The sequence below is a fragment of the Pseudomonas sp. FW305-96 genome, from assembly GCF_058783825.1.
Genome location: NZ_JBYSYW010000038.1, coordinates 1 through 16,879 on the forward strand (window position 1 = coordinate 1; position 16,879 = coordinate 16,879).

Sequence of the window (16,879 nt, forward strand, 5' to 3'; positions counted from 1 at the left end):
CCCCTACCCCTTGCCCCGCCAGCCTTTGCGCCATGTCCTCCATGAACCCGCTGTCCATCGGCGCACCGGCGCCGTGGGCCAGGATCAGGCAGCCGCAAACGCCGCGATCCGCCGGAATTTGCGGAGGATCGCAGCGCAAGCCTGGGACATTTCCGATCTTCGCCCATTGATCCCCGTCAATACCGGCACTTTGCCCATTAATCATGCTTGCCTCGCTGTCTAGCCTGCCTATAACCGTGGATGGGAACCCATACATGAACACAACCAGCAGTACCGCCTACAACTATCAGGTGGTCCGCCAATTCGCCATCATGACGGTGGTGTGGGGCATCGTCGGGATGGGGCTCGGCGTCTTCATTGCCGCCCAGCTCGCCTGGCCCGCCTTCAACCTTGACCTGCCGTGGACCAGCTTCGGCCGCCTGCGACCCTTGCATACCAACGCGGTGATCTTCGCCTTCGGTGGCTGTGCCCTGTTCGCCACCTCGTATTATTCGGTGCAACGCACCTGCCAGACCACCCTGTTCGCACCGCGCTTGGCCGCGTTCACCTTCTGGGGCTGGCAACTGGTGATCCTGCTGGCGGCCATCAGCCTGCCCCTGGGCTACACCAGCACCAAGGAGTACGCCGAACTGGAGTGGCCGATCGACATCCTGATCACCATCGTCTGGGTCGCCTATGCCGTGGTGTTCTTCGGTACGCTGATGAAGCGCAACACCAAGCATATCTATGTCGGCAACTGGTTCTTCGGCGCCTTCATCCTGACCGTGGCGATCCTGCATATCGTCAACAACCTGGAAGTACCGGTCAGCCTGACCAAGTCCTACTCGCTGTACGCCGGCGCCACCGATGCCATGGTGCAGTGGTGGTACGGCCATAACGCCGTGGGCTTCTTCCTCACCGCCGGCTTCCTGGGGATGATGTACTACTACGTGCCCAAGCAGGCCGAACGTCCGGTGTATTCGTATCGCCTGTCGATCGTGCACTTCTGGGCGCTGATCACCCTGTACATCTGGGCAGGCCCGCACCACCTGCACTACACCGCGCTGCCGGACTGGGCGCAGTCGCTGGGCATGATCATGTCGCTGATCCTCCTGGCACCGAGCTGGGGCGGCATGATCAACGGCATGATGACCCTCTCGGGCGCCTGGCATAAGCTGCGCAGCGACCCGATCCTGCGCTTTTTGGTCGTCTCGCTGGCGTTCTACGGCATGTCCACCTTCGAAGGCCCGATGATGGCCATCAAGACGGTCAACGCCCTGTCCCACTACACCGACTGGACCATCGGCCACGTCCACGCCGGCGCGCTCGGCTGGGTGGCGATGATCTCCATCGGCGCGCTGTACCACACCATCCCGAAAGTGTTCGGCAAGGAGCGCATGTACAGCCTCGGGCTGATCAACGCGCACTTCTGGCTGGCCACTATCGGCACCGTGCTCTACATCGCCTCGATGTGGGTCAACGGTATCGCCCAGGGCCTGATGTGGCGCGCGGTCAACAGCGACGGCACGCTGACCTACTCGTTCGTCGAAACCCTGGTGGCCAGCCACCCAGGCTTCGTCGTGCGCTTCGTCGGCGGCGTGATCTTCCTCAGCGGCATGTTCCTGATGGCCTGGAACACCTGGCGCACCGTGCGTGCCCCGGCTGCCGAGCAAGCCACCGCCAATGCCCAGCTGGCTTGAGGAGTAGAGCCTGATGAAACACGAAGTCGTTGAGAAAAACATAGGCCTGATGGCCCTGCTGATGGTGTTCGCCGTCAGCATCGGCGGCCTGACCCAGATCGTCCCGCTGTTCTTCCAGGACGTGACCAACAAGCCGGTCGAAGGCATGAAGCCCTACACCGCCCTGCAGCTCGAAGGCCGCGACATCTACATCCGCGAAGGCTGCGTCGGCTGCCACTCGCAGATGGTGCGGCCGTTCCGCGCCGAAACCGAGCGCTACGGTCACTACTCGGTGGCCGGCGAAAGCGTCTGGGACCACCCGTTCCTGTGGGGTTCCAAGCGCACCGGCCCGGACCTGGCCCGGGTCGGCGGGCGCTACTCGGACGACTGGCACCGTGCGCACCTGTACAACCCACGCAACGTGGTGCCTGAGTCGAAGATGCCGTCCTACCCGTGGCTGGTGTCCTCGCAGGTCGACAACAGCCACACCGACGTCAAGATGCGCGTCCTGCGCAACCTGGGCGTGCCGTACACCGACGATGACATCGCCGGGGCCAAGGACGCCGTCAAGGGCAAGACCGAGATGGACGCGCTGGTCGCCTACCTGCAGGTGCTCGGCACCGCGATCAAGAACAAGAGGTGAGCGCGATGGAAATGGACATCGGCATGATCCGCGGCTTGGGCACTTTGGTGGTGATGATCGCCTTCATCGGCTTGTCGCTCTGGGTGTTCAACCGCCGCCGCGACCGTGATTTCGCCGAAGCGCGCCTGCTGCCCTTCGTCGACGACCGCCTGCCCCCCGCCGGGCAGGAACCTGCTGCAATGAGGAGTACCCGGCAATGACCACCTTCTGGAGTACGTACATCAGCGTACTGACCATCGGCAGCCTGATCGGCCTGACCTGGCTGCTGCTCGGCACCCGCAAGGGCCAGAGCAGCGACACCACCGACCAGACCATGGGCCACAGCTTCGATGGCATCGAGGAGTACGACAACCCGCTGCCGAAATGGTGGTTCTGGCTGTTCGTCGGCACCCTGGTGTTCTCGGTCGGTTACCTGATCCTCTACCCAGGCCTGGGCAATTGGAAAGGCATCCTGCCCGGCTACGAGAACGGCTGGACCCAGGTGGACGAGTGGCAGAAAGAGATGGACAAGGCTGACGCCAAGTTCGGCCCGATCTTCGCCAAGTATGCCGCCATGCCGGTGGAGGAAGTGGCCAAGGATCCGCAGGCGCTGAAAATGGGCAGCCGGCTGTTCGCCTCCAACTGCTCGGTGTGCCACGGCTCCGACGCCAAGGGCTCGTACGGCTTCCCCAACCTGACCGACAAAGACTGGCGCTGGGGCGGCGAGCCGGAGACCATCAAGGCCTCGATCATGAACGGCCGCCACGGCGTGATGCCGGGCTGGGCCACAGTGATCGGCGAGCAGGGCGTGGCGGATGTCGCCGCGTTCGTGCTGACCAACCTCGATGGCCGCAGCCTGCCGGAAGGCGTCAAGGCCGACCCGGCCAAGGGCCAGGAGATCTTCGCCAGCAATTGCGTGGCCTGCCACGGCCCCGCAGGCAAGGGCACCCCAGCCATGGGCGCACCCGACCTGACCCACCCGCAGGCGTTCATCTACGGCTCGAGCTTCGCCCAGCTGCAGCAGACCATCCGCTACGGCCGCCAGGGCCAGATGCCGGCGCAGCAGGATATCCAGGGCAATGACAAGGTCCACCTGCTGGCGGCCTATGTCTACAGCCTGTCGCAGGATGAAGTGCCGGAAACCGTAACCGCCAAGTAAGCAAGCGCAACACCCCTGTGGGAGCAAGACCGCTCCCACAGGCCCGCTCTACCCTCCCCGCCTTGCACCCCCTCCGAACACAACTAAGCTTGTTGCCACAGTGGCTCCGCTCGCAGCGACCGGAACAGACGTGGTGCACAGCCTGACATCACGCATCCAACCTGGACGCTCGAGCCTGCGGCTTTGGGATGTGCCTTGCGTGCCCGTCCCAAGAACAAAAGCTTGACCGAACGATCAGAAAAACATGGAAAACGGTACACATTACAAATATTTATTTGTGTACAATCGTTCAACCCCCAACGCCACGGGACGGTGGCGAAAAGGGCCTGGACACGGGTCGGCGTACACAACTTGCGTTGCCATAACCCTGGTGGTTATCAATACTGGCGCCGATTTACCAACCAACAAGAACACCCAAACCGTGGAACCTTAGAATGAGCACTGCAATCAGTCCGACTGCTTATAACTATAAGGTCGTCCGCCAGTTCGCCATCATGACGGTGGTCTGGGGGATCCTTGGCATGGGGCTCGGCGTCTTCATCGCCTCGCAACTGGTATGGCCCCAGCTCAACCTGGACCTGCCATGGACGAGCTTCGGCCGCCTGCGCCCGCTGCACACCAACCTGGTGATTTTCGCCTTCGGTGGCTGTGCCCTGTTCGGCACCAGCTACTACGTGGTGCAGCGCACCTGCCAGACCCGCCTGATCTCCGACAGCATGGCCGCCTTCACCTTCTGGGGTTGGCAGGCGGTGATCGTCGGCGCGCTGATCACCCTGCCGATGGGCTTCACCACCACCAAGGAATACGCCGAGCTCGAGTGGCCGCTGGCGATCCTGCTGGCCATCGTCTGGGTCACCTACGCCCTGGTGTTCTTCGGCACCATCGTCAAGCGCAAGACCAAGCACATCTATGTCGGCAACTGGTTCTACGGCGCCTTCATCGTGGTCACCGCGATGCTGCACATCGTCAACCACATCTCGCTGCCGGTGAGCCTGTTCAAGTCCTACTCGGCCTACGCCGGGGCCACCGACGCGATGATCCAGTGGTGGTACGGCCACAACGCCGTGGGCTTCTTCCTCACCACCGGTTTCCTGGGGATGATGTACTACTTCGTGCCCAAGCAGGCCGAACGGCCGATCTACTCCTATCGCCTGTCGATCGTGCACTTCTGGGCGCTGATCACCCTGTACATCTGGGCCGGCCCCCACCACCTGCACTACACCGCGCTGCCGGACTGGGCGCAGTCGCTGGGCATGGTGATGTCGATCATCCTCCTGGCGCCGAGCTGGGGCGGCATGATCAACGGCATGATGACCCTGTCGGGCGCCTGGCATAAGCTGCGCACCGACCCGATCCTGCGCTTCCTCGTGGTGTCGCTGGCGTTCTACGGCATGTCCACCTTCGAAGGCCCGATGATGGCCATCAAGACGGTCAACTCGCTGTCGCACTACACCGACTGGACCATCGGCCACGTCCACGCCGGCGCCCTCGGCTGGGTGGCGATGATCTCGATCGGCGCGGTCTACCACATGATCCCGAAACTCTACGGCCGCCAGCAGATGCACAGTGTCGGGCTGATCAACGCGCACTTCTGGCTGGCGACCATCGGCACCGTACTGTACATCGCCTCGATGTGGGTCAACGGCATCACCCAGGGCCTGATGTGGCGCGCCATCAACGATGACGGCACCCTCACCTACTCCTTCGTTGAAGCCCTGCAGGCCAGCCACCCGGGCTTCATCGTTCGCGCCCTGGGCGGTGCGTTCTTCGCCTCCGGCATGCTGCTGATGGCCTACAACGTGTACCGCACCGTGCGCGCCGCCAACCCGGTGGAGGCTGAGGAAGCCACCAAGATCGTCGTCGTGGGAGCCCACTGATGAAGCATGAAGCAGTCGAGAAGAACATTGGCCTGATGGCCTTCTTCATGGTCATCGCCGTCAGCGTCGGCGGCCTGACCCAGATCGTCCCGCTGTTCTTCCAGGACGTCACCAACAAGCCGGTCGAGGGCATGAAGCCACGCACCGCGCTGGAGCTCGAAGGCCGCGACATCTACATCCGCGAAGGCTGCGTCGGTTGCCACTCGCAGATGATCCGCCCGTTCCGCGCCGAGACCGAGCGCTACGGCCACTACTCGGTGGCCGGCGAAAGCGTGTGGGACCACCCGTTCCTGTGGGGCTCCAAGCGCACCGGCCCGGACCTGGCGCGGGTCGGCGGGCGCTACTCGGACGACTGGCACCGTGCGCACCTGTACAACCCGCGCAACGTGGTGCCGGAGTCGAAGATGCCGTCGTACCCGTGGCTGGTCGAGCACAAGCTCGACGGCAAGGACACCGCCAAGAAGATGGAAGTGCTGCGCACCCTGGGCACCCCCTACACCGATGAAGACATCGCCGGCGCCGCCGACGCGGTCAAGGGCAAGACCGAGATGGACGCCCTGGTCGCGTACCTGCAAGGCCTTGGCACCCTCATCAAGAGCAAACGGTGACCGTAATGGATATCGGGATGATTCGCGGCCTGGGCACCGTCGTGGTGCTGGTGGCCTTCGTGGGCCTGGCGCTGTGGGTGTTCAGCCCGCGGCGCAAGAAGGAGTTCGACGAGGCAACGCAATTGCCGTTCGCGGACGATCCCGAAGCCACCCGTCACGTCGAGCAAGCACAAGCTTCTAGGAGCAAACAACAATGACAACCTTCTGGAGTCTGTACGTCACCGTCCTGACCCTGGGCACCATCTTCGCCTTGACCTGGCTGCTGCTGTCGACCCGCCGGGGCCAGCGCGAGGAAATCACCGACGAAGTCGTCGGGCACGCCTTCGACGGCATCGAGGAGTACGACAACCCCCTGCCGAAATGGTGGTTCTGGCTGTTCGTCGGCACCGTCGTCTTCGCCCTCGGCTACCTGGTGCTCTACCCAGGCCTGGGCAACTGGAAAGGCATCCTGCCGGGCTACGCCTACGTCGACAACGAAAAGAAGACCGAGTTTTCCAACGGCCAGGCCGGCTGGACCGGCGTGCACGAATGGGAAAAGGAGATGGCCAAGGCCGACGCCCGCTTCGGGCCGATCTTCGCCAGGTTCGCCGCCATGCCGGTGGAGGAAGTGGCCAAGGATCCGCAGGCACTGAAGATGGGCGCGCGCCTGTTCGCCTCCAACTGCTCGGTATGCCACGGTTCCGATGCCCGCGGCGCCTACGGCTTCCCCAACCTGACCGACAACGACTGGCGCTGGGGGGGTGAGCCGGAGACCATCAAGACCACCATCATGAACGGTCGTCATGGCGTGATGCCGGGCTGGGCCACGGTCATCGGCGAACAGGGCGTGGCGGATGTGGCGGCCTTCGTGCTGACCAACCTCGACGGTCGCAAGCTGCCCGAGGACGCCAAGGCCGACCCGGCCAAGGGCAAGGAAATCTTCGCCACCAACTGCGTGGCCTGCCACGGCCCCGAAGGCAAGGGCACCCCGGCGATGGGCGCGCCCAACCTGACCCACCCGCAAGCGTTCATCTACGGTTCGAGCTTCGCCCAGTTGCAACAGACCATCCGCTATGGTCGCCAGGGCCAGATGCCGGCCCAGGCGCAGATGCAGGGCAACGACAAGGTGCATCTGCTGGCGGCGTACGTGTATAGCCTGTCGCACCAGGAACAGCAGCAGCCCCCACAAGCCGAGTGATGTCGAACCATGGGAGCGGCGGCACGCCGCTCCCATGGCTGTTTCAGCACATGCAAAAACAGCCGCGACTGACATGGATCAATTGACACCCGCCATAACACGATTCACACCACGAACCCAACGCGACTAAGTGTCGCAGTGCGCCCCGCATGCGCCATCACAGGCGTATCATGGGCCGCAGAGCGCTAGCAGAACGCGCGAGACTGCGGCCGGCACGCACTGGCCGCGGCATTTCTCCACTGCCGTGGGACTTGATGATGAGCAAGCAAATTCCGGTACATGACGTCACCCCGCCTGCCAGCAAAGGGAAGGATTCCGTCGACCTCTACGCCTCGCGCGAAAAAATCTATACCCGCGCCTTCACCGGCATTTTCCGCAGGCTGCGGATGGTCGGTGGCGCGGTATTGTTCCTGCTGTATTTCGGCACCGTCTGGCTGAACTGGGGCGGCCACCAGGCCGTGTGGTGGAACCTGCCCGAGCGCAAGTTCTACATCTTCGGCGCCACCATCTGGCCCCAGGACTTCATCCTGCTCTCGGGCATCCTCATCGTCGCCGCCTTCGGCCTGTTCTTCATCACCGTGTACGCCGGCCGGGTCTGGTGCGGCTACACCTGCCCGCAAAGCGTGTGGACCTGGGTGTTCATGTGGTGCGAGAAAGTCACCGAAGGTGACCGCAACCAGCGCATGAAGCTGGACAAGGCGCCCATGAGCGCCAACAAGCTCCTGCGCAAGCTGGCCAAGCACAGCCTGTGGCTGTTGATCGGCTTCGTCACCGGCATGACCTTCGTCGGCTACTTCGCGCCGATCCGCGAACTGGCGATCGAGTTCTTTACCGGCCAGGCCGATGGCTGGGCCTACTTCTGGGTCGGTTTCTTCACCCTGGCCACCTACGGCAACGCCGGCTGGCTGCGCGAGCAGGTGTGCATCTACATGTGCCCCTACGCGCGCTTCCAGAGCGTGATGTTCGACAAGGACACCCTGATCGTTTCCTACGACCCGCGCCGCGGCGAAACCCGCGGCCCGCGCAAGAAGGACATCGACTACAAGGCCAAGGGTTTGGGCGACTGCATCGACTGCACCATGTGTGTGCAGGTCTGCCCCACCGGCATCGACATTCGTGACGGCCTGCAGATCGAGTGCATCGGCTGCGCCGCCTGCATCGACGCCTGCGACAGCATCATGGACAAGATGAACTACCCCAAGGGGCTGATCAGCTACACCACCGAGCACAACCTGTCCGGGCAGAAGACCCACATGCTGCGCCCGCGCCTGATCGGCTATGCCCTGGTGCTGCTGGTGATGATCGGCGCCCTGGTCACCGCCTTCGCCACCCGTTCGCTGGTGGGCTTCGACGTGGCCAAGGACCGCGTGCTGTACCGCGAGAACGCACAAGGGCGGATCGAGAACGTCTACAGCCTCAAGGTGATGAACAAGGACCAGCGCGACCACGTCTACGTGCTCGACGCCGCCGGCCTGCCCGACCTCAAGCTCGAAGGCCAGCGCGAGATCCGCGTGGCCGCCGGCGATATCGTCAACCTGCCGGTGCAGTTGTCGGTCGCACCGGAGCAGCTGCCCTCGACCACCAACGAAATCACCTTCATCCTCAAGGACGCTGACGACAGCGCCAGCCAGGTTGAAGCCAAGAGCCGCTTCATCGGCCCACAGATCCGCTGAAAGAGAACCTAGACAATGCCTGCCGCCACCGCCGCCAGCCCCTGGTACAAGCACCTCTGGCCCTGGATCATCATCGGCATCCTGGCCACCTCGGTGTGCCTGAGCCTGACCATGGTCAGCATCGCCGTGCGCAACCCGGACAACCTGGTCAACGACAACTACTACGAGGCCGGCAAGGGCATCAACCGCTCACTGGACCGCGAGCTGCTGGCCCAGACCCTCAACCTCAAGGCCAGCGTGCACCTGGACGAGCTGACCGGCGAAGTCGAAGTGCGCCTGACCGGCAACAGCGACCCGCAGGCGCTGGAGTTGAACCTGATCTCGCCGACCCAGCCGGCCAAGGACCGCAAGGTGCAGCTGGCACGCACCGAACCAGGCCGCTATGTCGGCCAGCTGGACGACAAGGTCGACGGCCGGCGCTTCGTCGAGCTGCTCGGCAGCCAGGACGACCATGTGTGGCGGTTGTTCGAGGAGGAGAAGGTCGAGCATGGGGTGACCTTGCAGCTGGGCGATGAAGCCATTCAAGGGGCCGAGCACCAGTAACAGCGACACACCACACCTCGTGGGGGCGGGCCTGAAAACCAGCATTCCAGGCCCATCGCGGGGGTAAGCCCGCTGCCACGAACCCGCTGCAGCAAGAAGAGATGTCGATGAGCCAACCCACCCCCTGCTACCACTGCGCCCTGCCCGTCCCCGCCGGCAGCCGCTTCACCGCCGTGGTGCTTGGCGAGCCCCGGGCATTCTGCTGCCCGGGCTGCCAGGCAGTGGCAGAGTCCATCGTCGCCGGGGGCCTGGAGCACTACTACCAGCACCGCAGCGACACCAGCGCCAACCCCGAGGCCCTGCCCCGCCAACTCCAGGACGAGCTGGCCCTGTACGACCGCAGCGACGTGCAGCAGACCTTCGTGCGCCACACAGACGAACTGGCCGAGGCCACCTTGCTGGTCGAGGGCATCAGCTGCGCCGCCTGTGGTTGGCTGATCGAGAAGCACCTGCGCAACCTGCCCGGCGTCGTCGACGCCCGCCTGAACCTGTCCAACCATCGCCTGCTGGTCAACTGGGACGACCAGCAACTGCCACTGTCGCAGCTGCTGGCCGGGCTGCGCCGCATCGGCTATGCCGCCCACCCCTACCAGCCCGACCAGGCCGCCGAACAGCTGGCCCGGGAGAACCGCAGCGCCCTGCGCCGCCTGGGCGTGGCCGGGCTGCTGTGGTTCCAGGCGATGATGGCGACCATGGCCACCTGGCCGGAATTCAACATCGACCTGTCGCCCGAGCTGCACACCATCCTGCGCTGGGTCGCGCTGTTCCTCACCACGCCCATCGTGTTCTACAGCTGCGCACCGTTCTTCAAGGGTGCGGCCCGCGACCTGCGTACCCGCCACCTGACCATGGACCTGTCGGTGTCGCTGGCCATCGCCCTGGCCTACTGCGCCGGGATCTGGACCGCGATTACCGGCCACGGCGAACTGTATTTCGACACCGTGGGCATGTTCGCCCTGTTTTTGCTCACCGGCCGCTACCTGGAGCGCCGCGCCCGCGAACGTACCGCGGCGGCCACCGCGCAGCTGGTCAACCTGCTGCCGGCCTCGTGCCTGCGACTGGACGCCAACGGCCAGGGCGAGCGCATCCTGCTCGGCGAACTGCAGTGCGGCGACCACGTGCAGGTATTGCCCGGCGCGGTGATCCCGGCCGACGGGCTGATCGTCGACGGCCGCTCCAGCGTCGACGAATCGCTGCTGACCGGCGAATACCTGCCTCTGGCACGCCACGTCGGCGACCGGGTGACCGGCGGCACCCTCAACGTCGAAAGCACACTCACGGTCGAGGTCCAGGCCCTGGGCCAGGACTCGCGCCTGTCGGCCATCGTCCGCCTGCTGGAGCGCGCCCAGTCGGAAAAACCGCGCCTGGCGGAAATCGCCGACCGCGCCTCACAATGGTTCCTGCTGTTCACGCTGGTTGCCGCCGCTGTGATCGGTGTCCTCTGGTGGCAGCTCGATGCGCCCCGGGCGTTCTGGATCGTCCTGGCCATGTTGGTCGCCACCTGCCCTTGCGCCCTGTCGCTGGCCACCCCCACCGCCCTCACCGCCGCCACCGGCAGCCTGCACAAGCTCGGCCTGCTGGTGACCCGCGGGCATGTGCTCGAGGGCCTCAACCAGATCGACACGGTGATCTTCGACAAGACCGGCACCCTCACCGAAGGCCGCCTGGCCCTGCGCAGCGTGCGCCCGCTGGGCCAACTGGACGCTGACCAGTGCCTGGCGCTGGCGGCGGCGCTGGAAAACCGCTCCGAACACCCCATCGCCCGCGCCTTCGGCCGCGCCGCGCAGGCGGCCGAAACCGTCACCGCCGTGCCGGGGCTGGGCCTGGAGGGCATGCTGGCAAGCCAGCGCCTGCGCATCGGCCAGGCCACCTTCGTCTGCGCCCTCAGTGGCGCCGAGGTACCCAACGTGCCGGAACCACAGGGGCAATGGCTGCTGCTCGGGGACCAGCAAGGGCCACTGGCCTGGTTCGGCCTGGATGACCGCCTGCGCGACGACGCTCACGACCTGGTGACCGCCTGCAAGGCACGCGGCTGGAACACGCTGCTGCTGTCCGGCGACAGTTCGCCGATGGTTGCGCAGGTGGCCGCGCAACTGGGCATCGACCAGGCCGTCGGCGGCCTGCGTCCGGACGACAAGCTCGCCCGCCTGAAAACGCTGCAAGGTGAAGGGCGCAAGGTGCTGATGCTCGGCGACGGGGTCAACGATGTGCCGGTACTGGCCGCCGCCGACATCAGCATCGCCATGGGCAGCGCCACGGACCTGGCCAAGACCTGCGCCGACGCGGTGCTGCTGTCCAACCGCCTGCAGGCGCTGGTGCAGGCCTTCGAACTGGCCCGCCGGACCCGCCGCAACATTATCGAGAACCTGCTTTGGGCGACGCTGTACAATGGCCTCATGCTGCCGTTCGCCGCGCTCGGCTGGATCACCCCGGTGTGGGCGGCGATCGGCATGTCGATCAGCTCGCTGATCGTGGTGCTCAACGCCCTGCGCCTGACCCGGCTGCCCAGCGGGGAGACGCCGCCCGGGCGCGAGCCCGCGTCGCTCGAAAGGAAACCGCTATGCCCGCCCTCTACGTGATGATTCCCGCCGCCCTGCTGCTGGTCGGTGTCGCCGTGTACATCTTCTTCTGGGCGGTGGACAGCGGCCAGTACGACGATCTGGAAGGCCCGGCCCACAGCATCCTGTTCGATGACCAGGACCCCTGCCACCAGGCCGCCGTGAAGCCCAAGGGCGAGAAACCCGAAGACCAGGACCCTGCCCCGCGTGCCTGAACTGATCCCCCTGCTGGGCTCGGCGCTGGTCCTGGGCCTGCTCGGGGGCGGCCATTGCCTGGGCATGTGCGGCGGCCTGATGGGCGCCCTGACCCTGGCCATCCCCCCCGAGCAGCGCAGCCGGCGCCTGCGCCTGCTGCTGGCCTACAACCTCGGGCGCATCCTCAGCTATGCCGCCGCCGGCTTGCTGCTCGGCCTGGCTGGCGTGGCCCTGGCCAGCAGCCCGCTGGCGACCGGTTTGCGGGTCGCGGCCGCGTTGCTGCTGATCGCCATGGGCCTGTACCTGGCCGGCTGGTGGAGCGGCCTGACCCGTATCGAGGCACTCGGGCGCGGGCTTTGGCGCCATGTGCAGCCGCTGGCCACGCGCTTGCTGCCGGTGTCCAGCCTGCCCCGTGCCTTGCTGCTGGGCGCCCTGTGGGGCTGGCTGCCATGCGGCCTGGTGTACAGCACACTGTTGTGGGCGGCGAGCCAGGGCGATGCACTGTACAGCGCGGCGCTGATGCTGGCGTTCGGCCTGGGCACCTGGCCGGTGCTGCTGGCCACGGGGCTCGCCGCGGAGCGCGTCGGTGCCCTGTTGCGCAATCGCGGGGTACGCATGGCCGGTGGCGTGCTGGTGATCCTCTTTGGCCTGTGGACCCTGCCCGGGCCTCACCAGCACTGGCTCATGGGGCATTGAGAGGCTACTGCGACCACCAGATCTCCTGATACAAATCAACACGATTTCTTACATCCGCCCCTAGACTCCGGACACTGCAGCTTTATCCGGGGACTACCCACATGCTCGACGACCTACGCTGGGACGCCGACCTGATTCGTCGCTACGATCTGGCCGGGCCACGCTACACCTCCTATCCGACCGCTGTGCAACTGCATGGCGAAGTGGGCTCGTTCGACCTGCTCCACGCCCTGCGCGAGAGCCGCCGCGCCGCCCGCCCGCTGTCGCTGTACGTACATGTGCCGTTCTGCGCCAACATCTGCTACTACTGCGCCTGCAACAAGGTCATCACCAAGGACCGCGGCCGCGCCGCGCCCTACCTGCAACGCCTGGAGCAGGAAATCCAGCTGATCGCCTGCCACCTCGACCCCAAGCAAGTCGTCGAACAGCTGCATTTCGGTGGCGGCACGCCGACCTTCCTCAGCCATGTGGAACTGCGTCAGCTGATGGCCACCCTGCGCCAGCATTTCCACCTGCTGGACGACGACTCCGGCGACTACGGCATCGAGATCGACCCGCGCGAGGCCGACTGGTCGACCATGGGCCTGTTGCGCGAGCTGGGCTTCAACCGTGTCAGCCTCGGCGTGCAGGATCTGGACCCGGCCGTGCAGCGCGCGGTCAACCGCCTGCAGAGCCTGGAGCAGACCCGCACGCTGATCGAAGCAGCGCGCACCCTGCAATTCCGTTCGATCAACCTGGACCTGATCTACGGCCTGCCCAAGCAGACCCCGGAAGGTTTCGCCCGCACCGTCGAGGAAGTGATCCGCCTACAGCCCGACCGTCTGTCGGTATTCAACTACGCGCATCTACCCGAACGCTTCATGCCCCAGCGGCGCATCGACAGTAGTGACCTGCCGGCCCCGGCGGCCAAGCTGGAGATGCTGCACGCCACCATCGACCAACTGACCGCCGCCGGCTACCGCTACATCGGCATGGACCACTTCGCCCTGCCCGACGACGAGCTGGCCATCGCCCAGGAAGAAGGCACCCTGCAACGCAACTTCCAGGGCTACACCACCCACGGCCACTGCGACCTGATCGGCCTGGGCGTGTCGGCGATCAGCCAGATCGGCGACCTCTACTGCCAGAACAGCAGCGACCTCAACACCTACCAGGACTCCCTCTCCACCGCCCAGCTGGCGACCCAGCGCGGCCTGATGTGCAACCAGGACGATCGCCTGCGCCGCGCAGTGATCCAGCAACTGATCTGCCACTTCGAACTGGATTTCGAAGCGATCGAACAGGCCTTCACCATCGATTTTCGCGGCTACTTCAAGGAGCAGTGGCCACAACTGCAAGCCATGCAACGCGACGGCCTGATCAGCCTGGACGCCAAGGGCATCCGCATCCTGCCGGCCGGCCGCCTGCTGGCGCGCTCGGTGTGCATGGTGTTCGACGCCTACCTCGCGCAGCAGAACCGCCAGCGTTTCTCGCGGGTGATCTGAGGCGCTTGAGGCGTTTCACCGCATGGACAGCCCGCCTTTCGAGGCACACTATGGACAGTTGAACGGTGACGGGACACACCTTCCGCACCGCTGCTAGCGTGCACCAAAAATGCGCACACTGGCCTACAGCCCATGCCGCAGGTTATCCTTACGGCTTATGTGTGCTTTCCCACAAGGATCGAAAGAAATGTCCGAGCCAGTAAAACTGCGCCCACACAACCAGGCCCACTGCAAGGATTGCAGCCTGGCCCCCCTGTGCCTGCCCCTGTCCCTGAACCTGGAAGACATGGACGCACTGGATGAAATCGTCAAACGCGGCCGCCCGCTGAAGAAAGGCGAGTTCCTGTTCCGCCAGGGTGACAATTTCGGCTCGGTCTACGCGGTACGCTCCGGTGCCCTCAAGACGTTCAGCCTCAGCGACAGCGGTGAAGAGCAGATCACCGGCTTTCACCTGCCCAGCGAGTTGGTCGGCCTGTCCGGCATGGACACCGAGGCCTACCCGGTGTCGGCCCAGGCCCAGGAAACCACCTCGGTGTGCGAGATCCCCTTCGAGCGCCTCGACGAACTCTCGGTACAGCTGCCACAGCTGCGCCGTCAGCTGATGCGGGTGATGAGCCGCGAGATCCGTGACGACCAGCAGATGATGCTGCTGCTGTCGAAAAAGACCGCCGACGAGCGCATCGCCACCTTCCTCGTCAACCTGTCGGCGCGCTTCCGCGCCCGTGGTTACTCGGCCAACCAGTTCCGCCTGAGCATGTCGCGCAACGAGATCGGCAACTACCTGGGCCTGGCGGTGGAAACCGTGTCGCGCGTGTTCACCCGCTTCCAGCAGAACGGTCTGCTCAAGGCCGAGGGCAAGGAAGTGCACATTCTCGACCCGATCCAGTTGTGCGCGCTGGCCGGTGGTGCACTCGAGGTCTGATCGCCGCGCTAAAAGGGTATACTGACGCCGAGTTTTTCCAGGATACCCGCCCCATGCACAGCGACACCTTCGACCTCAAAGCCTTGATCCGCCCGGTAATGGACTTCCCCAAGCCGGGCGTGATCTTCCGCGACATCACCCCGCTGTTCCAGTCGCCGCGCGGGCTGCGCTATGTCGCCGACCAGTTCATCGAGCGCTATGTCGAGGCCGAGTTCAGCCATATCGGCGCCATGGACGCGCGAGGCTTCCTGATTGGCTCGATCATTGCTCACCAGCTGAACAAGCCGCTGATCCTGTTCCGCAAGCAGGGCAAGCTGCCGGCTGACGTGCTGTCCGAGGGCTATCAGACCGAATACGGCGAGGCCTTCCTGGAAGTGCATGCCGACAGTCTCTGCGATGGGGATTCGGTCTTGATCTTCGATGACCTGATTGCCACCGGCGGCACCCTGCTGGCGGCCGCCAACCTGGTGCGCCGCACCGGTGCGCAAGTGTTCGAGGCGGCGGCGATCATCGACCTGCCGGAACTGGAAGGCTCGCGTCGCCTGCAGGCGGCCGGGGTGCCGACCTTCTGCCTGACCGAGTTTTCCCTGAGCGAATACTGAGTTCCCCTTCAAAACGATCGCGGGGCCAGTCGCCGATGCGACTGGCCCCGCGATGCGTTTACAGGTTTACAACGTGATCGGCCTGCGCCCGGCAAATGCATGGGCCAGCGTCCCGCCATCCACCAACTCCAGCTCGCCCCCCAACGGCACGCCATGGGCGATGCGCGTGGCAGTCAGGCCCTTCTCGGCCAGCAGCTGGGCGATGTAGTGCGCCGTCGCCTCCCCTTCCACCGTGGGGTTGGTGGCCAGGATCACCTCACTGAAGGTGCCCTGCTCTTCGATCCGCGCCATCAACTGCGGAATGCCGATGGCATCCGGCCCCAGCCCGTCCAGCGGCGAGAGGTGCCCCTTGAGCACGAAGTAGCGACCGCGATAGCCGGTCTGCTCCACTGCGTACACATCCACCGGCCCCTCGACCACGCACAGTTGCGTGTCGTCACGGCGTGGGTCGGCGCACTGCGGACATAGTTCCTGCTCGGTCAAGGTCCGGCACTGGCGGCAATGACCGACGCCTTCCATGGCCTGGCTCAGGGCCTGGGCCAGGCGCGTGCCGCCACTGCGGTCGCGTTCGAGCAGCTGCAGGGCCATGCGTTGGGCGGTTTTCTGACCGACGCCGGGCAGGATGCGCAGGGCGTCGATCAGTTGGCGGATCAGGGGGCTGAAGCTCATGTGTGCAGGCCTGCCAATTCAGGAAACAGAATGAACAAGGGAGCAACGACCGTCGGGCCGTTGCTCCCCATTTGAAGCCAGAAGCCGATCAGAACGGCATTTTGAAACCGGGCGGCAGCTGCATCCCCGCGGTCATGCCGCCCATCTTTTCCTGGCTGCTCTGCTCGATCTTGCGCACGGCGTCGTTCAGCGCGGCGGCAATCAGGTCCTCGAGCACTTCCTTGTCGTCAGCGTCGGTCGACATCAGGCTCTGGTCGATGCTGACGCGCTTGACGTCGTGGCGACCGGTCATCACCACACTGACCAGGCCGCCACCGGACTGGCCGGTGACTTCCGCATTGGCCAGCTCTTCCTGCATCTTCTGCATTTTTTCCTGCATCTGCTGGGCCTGCTTCATCAGGCCGGCCATGCCACCTTTCATCATGGGGGTATACCT

General features: G+C 64.9%; 19 protein-coding genes. 16 read left to right on the plus strand and 3 right to left on the minus strand.

Annotation, left to right across the window (positions count from 1 at the left end; translation table 11 throughout):
- Positions 1–205, minus strand: a 205-nt coding sequence (locus AC3WL2_RS22450; RefSeq protein ID WP_368731138.1) for an alpha/beta family hydrolase, incomplete at its 3' end; no start/stop codon positions are given.
- Between the two features lie 49 nt (positions 206–254).
- Here AC3WL2_RS22450 and ccoN (AC3WL2_RS22455) point away from each other — a divergent pair.
- The 16 genes from ccoN (AC3WL2_RS22455) to AC3WL2_RS22530 all read left to right on the plus strand — a co-directional run bounded on the left by ccoN (AC3WL2_RS22455) (position 255) and on the right by AC3WL2_RS22530 (position 15,774).
- A complete protein-coding gene (gene ccoN / locus AC3WL2_RS22455; protein ID WP_050706570.1) occupies positions 255–1,679 on the plus strand; it encodes a cytochrome-c oxidase, cbb3-type subunit I in 1,425 nt (474 codons plus the stop codon).
- 13 nt (positions 1,680–1,692) lie between these two features.
- Entirely contained in the window at positions 1,693–2,301 is a 609-nt protein-coding gene (ccoO, locus tag AC3WL2_RS22460; protein WP_046856462.1) for a cytochrome-c oxidase, cbb3-type subunit II, read from the plus strand.
- A 5-nt stretch (positions 2,302–2,306) separates the two neighbouring features.
- Entirely contained in the window at positions 2,307–2,501 is a 195-nt protein-coding gene (locus AC3WL2_RS22465; RefSeq protein ID WP_023632287.1) for a cbb3-type cytochrome oxidase subunit 3, read from the plus strand.
- The gene (gene ccoP, locus AC3WL2_RS22470; protein ID WP_102684963.1) at positions 2,498–3,439 is read left to right on the plus strand and encodes a cytochrome-c oxidase, cbb3-type subunit III; all 942 of its coding nucleotides are present in this window, start codon (positions 2,498–2,500) and stop codon (positions 3,437–3,439) included. Before AC3WL2_RS22465 ends, ccoP (AC3WL2_RS22470) begins: the two co-directional genes overlap by 4 nt.
- A 434-nt stretch (positions 3,440–3,873) precedes the next feature.
- A complete protein-coding gene (gene ccoN, locus AC3WL2_RS22475) occupies positions 3,874–5,316 on the plus strand; it encodes a cytochrome-c oxidase, cbb3-type subunit I (protein ID WP_046856465.1) in 1,443 nt (480 codons plus the stop codon).
- Positions 5,316–5,924, plus strand: a complete 609-nt coding sequence (gene ccoO / locus AC3WL2_RS22480; RefSeq protein WP_023631369.1) for a cytochrome-c oxidase, cbb3-type subunit II — start codon at positions 5,316–5,318, stop codon at positions 5,922–5,924. Before ccoN (AC3WL2_RS22475) ends, ccoO (AC3WL2_RS22480) begins: the two co-directional genes overlap by 1 nt.
- A gap of 5 nt (positions 5,925–5,929) precedes the next feature.
- On the plus strand, positions 5,930–6,121 hold the full coding sequence (locus AC3WL2_RS22485; RefSeq protein ID WP_102684962.1) for a cbb3-type cytochrome oxidase subunit 3: 192 nt from the start codon (positions 5,930–5,932) through the stop codon (positions 6,119–6,121).
- Positions 6,118–7,101, plus strand: coding sequence for a cytochrome-c oxidase, cbb3-type subunit III (ccoP, locus tag AC3WL2_RS22490; RefSeq protein ID WP_102684961.1), 984 nt, complete (start codon positions 6,118–6,120; stop codon positions 7,099–7,101). Before AC3WL2_RS22485 ends, ccoP (AC3WL2_RS22490) begins: the two co-directional genes overlap by 4 nt.
- 257 nt (positions 7,102–7,358) lie before the next feature.
- Positions 7,359–8,774, plus strand: a complete 1,416-nt coding sequence (ccoG, locus tag AC3WL2_RS22495; RefSeq protein WP_102684960.1) for a cytochrome c oxidase accessory protein CcoG — start codon at positions 7,359–7,361, stop codon at positions 8,772–8,774.
- 15 nt (positions 8,775–8,789) lie between these two features.
- On the plus strand, positions 8,790–9,317 hold the full coding sequence (locus AC3WL2_RS22500) for a FixH family protein (RefSeq protein ID WP_102684959.1): 528 nt from the start codon (positions 8,790–8,792) through the stop codon (positions 9,315–9,317).
- Between the two features lie 107 nt (positions 9,318–9,424).
- Positions 9,425–11,896: a heavy metal translocating P-type ATPase gene (locus tag AC3WL2_RS22505; RefSeq protein ID WP_256582586.1), complete on the plus strand. Its 2,472-nt coding sequence runs from the start codon at positions 9,425–9,427 to the stop codon at positions 11,894–11,896.
- Positions 11,878–12,090: a cbb3-type cytochrome oxidase assembly protein CcoS gene (ccoS, locus tag AC3WL2_RS22510; RefSeq protein ID WP_102684671.1), complete on the plus strand. Its 213-nt coding sequence runs from the start codon at positions 11,878–11,880 to the stop codon at positions 12,088–12,090. Before AC3WL2_RS22505 ends, ccoS begins: the two co-directional genes overlap by 19 nt.
- A complete protein-coding gene (locus AC3WL2_RS22515; RefSeq protein WP_102684670.1) occupies positions 12,083–12,766 on the plus strand; it encodes a sulfite exporter TauE/SafE family protein in 684 nt (227 codons plus the stop codon). The genes ccoS and AC3WL2_RS22515 overlap by 8 nt, the downstream gene beginning before the upstream one ends.
- A 101-nt stretch (positions 12,767–12,867) precedes the next feature.
- Positions 12,868–14,250 (plus strand): oxygen-independent coproporphyrinogen III oxidase, encoded by a 1,383-nt coding sequence (hemN, locus tag AC3WL2_RS22520; RefSeq protein ID WP_102684669.1) that lies wholly within the window; start codon positions 12,868–12,870, stop codon positions 14,248–14,250.
- A gap of 187 nt (positions 14,251–14,437) precedes the next feature.
- On the plus strand, positions 14,438–15,172 hold the full coding sequence (fnrA, locus tag AC3WL2_RS22525; RefSeq protein ID WP_023630845.1) for a Crp/Fnr family transcriptional regulator FnrA: 735 nt from the start codon (positions 14,438–14,440) through the stop codon (positions 15,170–15,172).
- A 53-nt stretch (positions 15,173–15,225) separates the two neighbouring features.
- Positions 15,226–15,774: an adenine phosphoribosyltransferase gene (locus AC3WL2_RS22530; RefSeq protein WP_102684668.1), complete on the plus strand. Its 549-nt coding sequence runs from the start codon at positions 15,226–15,228 to the stop codon at positions 15,772–15,774.
- 66 nt (positions 15,775–15,840) lie between these two features.
- On the opposite strand, the gene recR is transcribed toward AC3WL2_RS22530, so the two are convergent.
- Both recR and AC3WL2_RS22540 read right to left on the minus strand, forming a co-directional pair.
- A complete protein-coding gene (recR, locus tag AC3WL2_RS22535; protein WP_023632784.1) occupies positions 15,841–16,443 on the minus strand; it encodes a recombination mediator RecR in 603 nt (200 codons plus the stop codon).
- Positions 16,444–16,531: 88 nt separating this feature from the next.
- Positions 16,532–16,867, minus strand: coding sequence for a YbaB/EbfC family nucleoid-associated protein (locus tag AC3WL2_RS22540; protein ID WP_023632783.1), 336 nt, complete (start codon positions 16,865–16,867; stop codon positions 16,532–16,534).
- Positions 16,868–16,879 lie beyond the last annotated feature (12 nt).

What these genes read in the sequence shown, in the direction of transcription:
- ccoS (WP_102684671.1), top strand. Translation starts at nt 11,878, where the DNA reads ATGCCCGCCCTCTACGTGATGATTCCCGCCGCCCTGCTGCTGGTCGGT.
- AC3WL2_RS22500 (WP_102684959.1), top strand. Translation starts at nt 8,790, where the DNA reads ATGCCTGCCGCCACCGCCGCCAGCCCCTGGTACAAGCACCTCTGGCCC.
- AC3WL2_RS22505 (WP_256582586.1), top strand. Translation starts at nt 9,425, where the DNA reads ATGAGCCAACCCACCCCCTGCTACCACTGCGCCCTGCCCGTCCCCGCC.
- ccoN (WP_050706570.1), top strand. Translation starts at nt 255, where the DNA reads ATGAACACAACCAGCAGTACCGCCTACAACTATCAGGTGGTCCGCCAA.
- AC3WL2_RS22465 (WP_023632287.1), top strand. Translation starts at nt 2,307, where the DNA reads ATGGAAATGGACATCGGCATGATCCGCGGCTTGGGCACTTTGGTGGTG.
- fnrA (WP_023630845.1), top strand. Translation starts at nt 14,438, where the DNA reads ATGTCCGAGCCAGTAAAACTGCGCCCACACAACCAGGCCCACTGCAAG.
- AC3WL2_RS22540 (WP_023632783.1), bottom strand. Translation starts at nt 16,867, where the DNA reads ATGATGAAAGGTGGCATGGCCGGCCTGATGAAGCAGGCCCAGCAGATG.
- ccoN (WP_046856465.1), top strand. Translation starts at nt 3,874, where the DNA reads ATGAGCACTGCAATCAGTCCGACTGCTTATAACTATAAGGTCGTCCGC.
- ccoG (WP_102684960.1), top strand. Translation starts at nt 7,359, where the DNA reads ATGAGCAAGCAAATTCCGGTACATGACGTCACCCCGCCTGCCAGCAAA.
- recR (WP_023632784.1), bottom strand. Translation starts at nt 16,443, where the DNA reads ATGAGCTTCAGCCCCCTGATCCGCCAACTGATCGACGCCCTGCGCATC.
- ccoP (WP_102684963.1), top strand. Translation starts at nt 2,498, where the DNA reads ATGACCACCTTCTGGAGTACGTACATCAGCGTACTGACCATCGGCAGC.
- hemN (WP_102684669.1), top strand. Translation starts at nt 12,868, where the DNA reads ATGCTCGACGACCTACGCTGGGACGCCGACCTGATTCGTCGCTACGAT.
- AC3WL2_RS22485 (WP_102684962.1), top strand. Translation starts at nt 5,930, where the DNA reads ATGGATATCGGGATGATTCGCGGCCTGGGCACCGTCGTGGTGCTGGTG.
- ccoP (WP_102684961.1), top strand. Translation starts at nt 6,118, where the DNA reads ATGACAACCTTCTGGAGTCTGTACGTCACCGTCCTGACCCTGGGCACC.
- AC3WL2_RS22530 (WP_102684668.1), top strand. Translation starts at nt 15,226, where the DNA reads ATGCACAGCGACACCTTCGACCTCAAAGCCTTGATCCGCCCGGTAATG.
- ccoO (WP_023631369.1), top strand. Translation starts at nt 5,316, where the DNA reads ATGAAGCATGAAGCAGTCGAGAAGAACATTGGCCTGATGGCCTTCTTC.
- ccoO (WP_046856462.1), top strand. Translation starts at nt 1,693, where the DNA reads ATGAAACACGAAGTCGTTGAGAAAAACATAGGCCTGATGGCCCTGCTG.